Origin of the sequence: Mycobacterium sp. E796, from assembly GCF_001672815.1 — a bacterium.
In the GTDB taxonomy this organism is placed as follows: domain Bacteria; phylum Actinomycetota; class Actinomycetes; order Mycobacteriales; family Mycobacteriaceae; genus Mycobacterium.
Map to the genome: position 1 here is coordinate 1 of NZ_LZKK01000142.1, position 4003 is coordinate 4003.

The 4003-nt window shown below is 67.8% G+C and carries 4 protein-coding genes and 1 pseudogene; all 5 read right to left on the minus strand.

What is annotated here, in order from left to right; genetic code table 11:
- Positions 1-182, minus strand: a pseudogene (locus A5706_RS10835) (hypothetical protein); the annotation flags it as partial.
- A gap of 74 nt (positions 183-256) precedes the next feature.
- Complete coding sequence (locus A5706_RS10840; RefSeq protein WP_068130052.1) at positions 257-631, minus strand: STAS/SEC14 domain-containing protein; 375 nt, start codon at positions 629-631, stop codon at positions 257-259.
- Positions 628-1512: a universal stress protein gene (locus tag A5706_RS10845; RefSeq protein WP_068130055.1), complete on the minus strand. Its 885-nt coding sequence runs from the start codon at positions 1510-1512 to the stop codon at positions 628-630. Before A5706_RS10845 ends, A5706_RS10840 begins: the two co-directional genes overlap by 4 nt.
- Complete coding sequence (locus tag A5706_RS10850) at positions 1500-2048, minus strand: GNAT family N-acetyltransferase (RefSeq protein ID WP_068130059.1); 549 nt, start codon at positions 2046-2048, stop codon at positions 1500-1502. The genes A5706_RS10845 and A5706_RS10850 overlap by 13 nt, the downstream gene beginning before the upstream one ends.
- 58 nt (positions 2049-2106) lie before the next feature.
- On the minus strand, positions 2107-3759 hold the full coding sequence (locus tag A5706_RS10855; protein WP_068130062.1) for a GAF domain-containing protein: 1653 nt from the start codon (positions 3757-3759) through the stop codon (positions 2107-2109).
- Positions 3760-4003 lie beyond the last annotated feature (244 nt).

Below are 4003 nucleotides of genomic sequence, written 5' to 3' on the forward strand. Positions count from 1 at the left end.
AGTTGATTGATCAGCGTGTGCTGCGGGGCGCGCAACCGGCGCGCCGCGGCTTCCACGCGCTCCAACGCCCGCAACCGCTCCGGGGTGGTCAACACGTCAAAAGACAAATCGCACAAGCGCTTCAGGCCATGATCGAGCGCGTCGAAAACCTCGACGATCTCCTCACGACTACTCGCACCCATACCCCGAATCGTAGAAACACCCACCGACAACAAATGCCGATATGTGACCCCTGAAACTAAAGTGACACAAGGGATTACGAAGTCGCGGCGGCCCATTCCTTCGCGCGGTCAAGCTCGTCGAGCCCGAACACGGCGAGCTCGCCGGGCATCATCCACGCCACCGCGTGCATGACGTGGCCGACCCAGTCCTTATCGGACACCACGGCGATCCGCTTGAAGTCCGAGTAATGAGTGAAGAGCGCGCCGAACCCCAGCTTGAGGTCCTCGGCGAACCCGCCCGGCCCGAAGCCCTCGTAATCGGGCGCGATGACCTCGACGATCCTGATCTCGCCGTCCTGCAACATCTTTTCCATCTCGGGCTTGAAGTGACGCAGCTCGTTGCCACGCAGCCGGCCCGACACCCGGATGCCGGTCACGCCCTGCGGCATGTCCTCCAACACTTCGATCATCGATTCTCCTCACGCACAACAATCACGGGAACCTTCGCCGATTGCGCCACGGCGGAACTCACCGACCCGAGCAGCATCCCGGGAAATCCGCCGCGCCCGCGGCTACCGACCACGACCAGCTGGGCGTGCTGGGACTCCTTCAGCAGCCAGTGGGATGGCTTGTCGCAGAAGAGCAATCGCTCGACGCGCACGTCCGGATACTGTTCCTGCCAGCCGGCCAGGCGTTCGGCGAGGATCTCCTGTCCCTCGCGCTCGCGGTCGCGCCAGTCCATCCCCAGCACCGGAAACACCCCGACGTCGCTCCACACGTGCACCGCGCGCAGCCCGACGCCGCGGCGCGAGGCCTCGTCGAAGGCCAGGGCCGTCGCCGCCTCCGACGCGGGCGATCCGTCGACGCCCACCAGCACCGGCGCACTGTCATCGCCCGTCACATCGGAGTGGATGACCGCGACCGGGCAGTGCGCGTAGTGCACCAATCCCGTGGTGACCGAGCCCAACAGCAACCGGCCCACCGCGCCCAGGCCCTGGCTGCCGGCGACGATCATCCACGCGTCCTTGGAGGCCTCGATCAGCGCCGGCACCACGCCGGAATACACCACCTCGGTGCGTGTTTCGGGTGGCGCGGCCCCCGCCACGCCGGCCGTCAGCGACTTGCGGGCCTGATCGATGACGTGCCGCGCGTCGTCGCGTTGCCACTCGGGCATCTCGTCGTACAGTTGGCCCACCGGCCAGCCGACGACCACCGGTGCCACGGCGTGCATCAGCGTGAGGGGCAGGTCGCGCATGATGGCCTCGCGCGCACCCCAGGCGACGGCGGCATCGGATGCCGGCGACCCGTCGACCGAGACGAGGACCCCGAATTCGCGTGTCACACCGGGCATTTCGCGTCCTCATCGCCGAAGTCGGGCAGCTCGATCTCGAGGTGACGGACGGATCCGTACTGCGCCGGCTCGCAGCGCCAGCCGAGGTCGAACACGACCATCAGCATGAGATGGTTCTCGCCGAGGACGTCGGCGACGAAGTGCCCGATTCCCTGGGCCTGGGCGACCCGCGCCAGGTGTTTGAGCAAGGCCGTTCCCACGCCGAGCGAATGATCTTCGTGGGCAACCACTATCGCGAACTCGGCCGCTTTCGGATGCTCGCGCACGACGGTGTAGTTCGCCACACCGATCAGCCGGTCCTCGTCGAATGCCCCGAGGGCGTATCGGCCGTCGGCGGGTTGGGTCAGCTTGTCGACGACTTCGTCGAGCTGGACCGGCTGCAGCGTGAAGAAGCGGTAGTAGCGGTCGTGATCGCTGAGGTGTTGATGCAACGCCATGACGGCCTGCGCGTCGCCGCCGGTGAGGGGGCGCAACGACACGACGCGGCCGTCGAGCAGCCGGGCCGTACCCGCGGATTCCACCGCCTGATCGCTCATGATCCACGACGTTATTCGGATTCGGCAGCGCTTGGCAGGGCCGTTAGACCCCAGCCCGTTAGTCGTCGGTCAGCGGGGCGATCCAGTGGACCCGCGCGCCACCCTCCGGCGGATTGGTGACCTCGCAGGTGCCGCCGAGTTGTTCGGCGCGGTATTTCATGTTGGCCAGCCCGCTGTTGCGCGTGTTGTCGGCGGGGATCCCGCAGCCGTTGTCGCTGACGTCGAGGATGAACATGTCGGCGACATCAACCTCGACCGTCAGCCGGGACGCCCCCGAGTGGCGAAGGGCGTTGCTGACCGCTTCCGCGGCGACCGCCTCGGCGTGCTCGGCGAGTTCGCCGCCGACCGCGGTCATCGGGCCGTGCAGGCGCATCGTGGTGACGATCTCGCGATTCTCGGTGAGGTCGGCGACCACCTGTTGGATCCGCCGCCGGAAGTCGGCGCCCTTTCCCAACGGCGATTTGAGCTGGAAGATCGTCGTCCGGATCTCCTCGATGATGGTCTGCAGATCGTCGAGGGTGCGGTTGAGCCGCTCGGCCACCTCCGGGGAACGGGCCCGGGCAAGCGTGCCCTGCAGGTCCATGCCGGCGGCGAACAGCCGCTGGATGACGTGGTCGTGCAGGTCGTGGGCGATGCGCTCGCGCTCGGCGACGATGGTGAGCTGGCGCGAGTCGTCCCGGGCGGCGGCCAGGACCAGGGCTATCGCGGCGTGGGTGGCGAAATCGCTGACCAGGTCGAGGTAGCTCTCGTCGAACGGCGGCTGGTCGGCGCCGCGGGCGATCGCGATGACGCCGGCGACTTCGTGATCGGTGCGCAGCGGCATCAGGATCGCGGGGCGTTGCCCGACGTCGGTGAAGGCCTGGATCGGGTAGCGCAACGACTCGGTGATCATCGGTTGGCCGGTTCGGAAGACCTCGCCGCTGGAGGAGCCCGCCACCGGGACCTGGCGGCCCATCACGTTGTCGGCGTTGACCCCCACCGCAGCCGCCACCACCAGCGTGTCGGTTTCGTCGTACGGCAGGTCCGCGTCGGCTGGGACGAGGACGATCGCCTGTTCGGCGTCGGTCAGCGTGCGCGCGCTCTCGGCGATCAACTGCAGCGGGCGCCGGTGCGGTTCGGTGCTGGACAGCAGGGCGGTCGTGATCTCGCGGCTCGCATCCATCCACTTCACCGAGAGCCGCTCGCGCTCGAAGAGCTGGGCGTTGTCGATGCTTGCCGCAGCCGCGAACGCGAGCGCGCGGGCGGCGACCTCGTCGGACTCGGAGAACACCCGCGCCGGGTCGACGTGGGTCAGGTAGATGTTCCCGAAGACGATCCCGCGAATGGTGATCGGCACCGCGAGGAAGGCCCGCATAGGCGGGTGGTGCTCGGGGAAGCCGGCGGCGGCCGGGTGCGCGCTCAGGTCTTCCACCCGCAGGGCCGGCGTGTCGAGCAGCGACAGGCTCAACAGACCCTTGCCCACCGGCAGCGGTCCGATGCGTTCGACGGTTTCGGGGTCCATGCCCTCATGGACGAATCTGAGCAGGGCGCCGTCCGGGTCGCGGACGGCGAGGGCGCCGTAGGGGGCGGAGGTCAGTTCCCTGGCCGCCGTGATGATCCGGTGCAGCGTCGCGTCAAGGTCGTCGACGTTGGCGCCGATCTCGACGAAGACGCGAAGCAGCTGCTCCATCTGATCGCGCGCCGCCAGCAACTCGTCCAGCTGCGCGTGCATCCTGCTCACCAGCCCGCGCTGGCCTAGCCCGGCAAACGCCGAGCTGCGTTCGTCGCCGCCGGTCACCCGACCTCATACCTCCACGACAACTTGGCCAAGAGGCAGCTTGCGTCGGCAAACAGCGAGTATCTACGGAACGCGAGATGCCGCAGCCAGCTTAACCCGAAGAGGTCGGGCGCCCAACCTGACGGCCGGCGGTCGAAGCTGGGGCACTATGGCCCTAGGTGCCTACATGGTGGGTAAT

Excerpts from the sequence above, each read along its gene's own strand:
- A5706_RS10840 (WP_068130052.1), bottom strand. The coding sequence starts at position 631 with ATGATCGAAGTGTTGGAGGACATGCCGCAGGGCGTGACCGGCATCCGG.
- A5706_RS10855 (WP_068130062.1), bottom strand. The coding sequence starts at position 3,759 with ATGCACGCGCAGCTGGACGAGTTGCTGGCGGCGCGCGATCAGATGGAG.
- A5706_RS10845 (WP_068130055.1), bottom strand. The coding sequence starts at position 1,512 with ATGCCCGGTGTGACACGCGAATTCGGGGTCCTCGTCTCGGTCGACGGG.
- A5706_RS10850 (WP_068130059.1), bottom strand. The coding sequence starts at position 2,048 with ATGAGCGATCAGGCGGTGGAATCCGCGGGTACGGCCCGGCTGCTCGAC.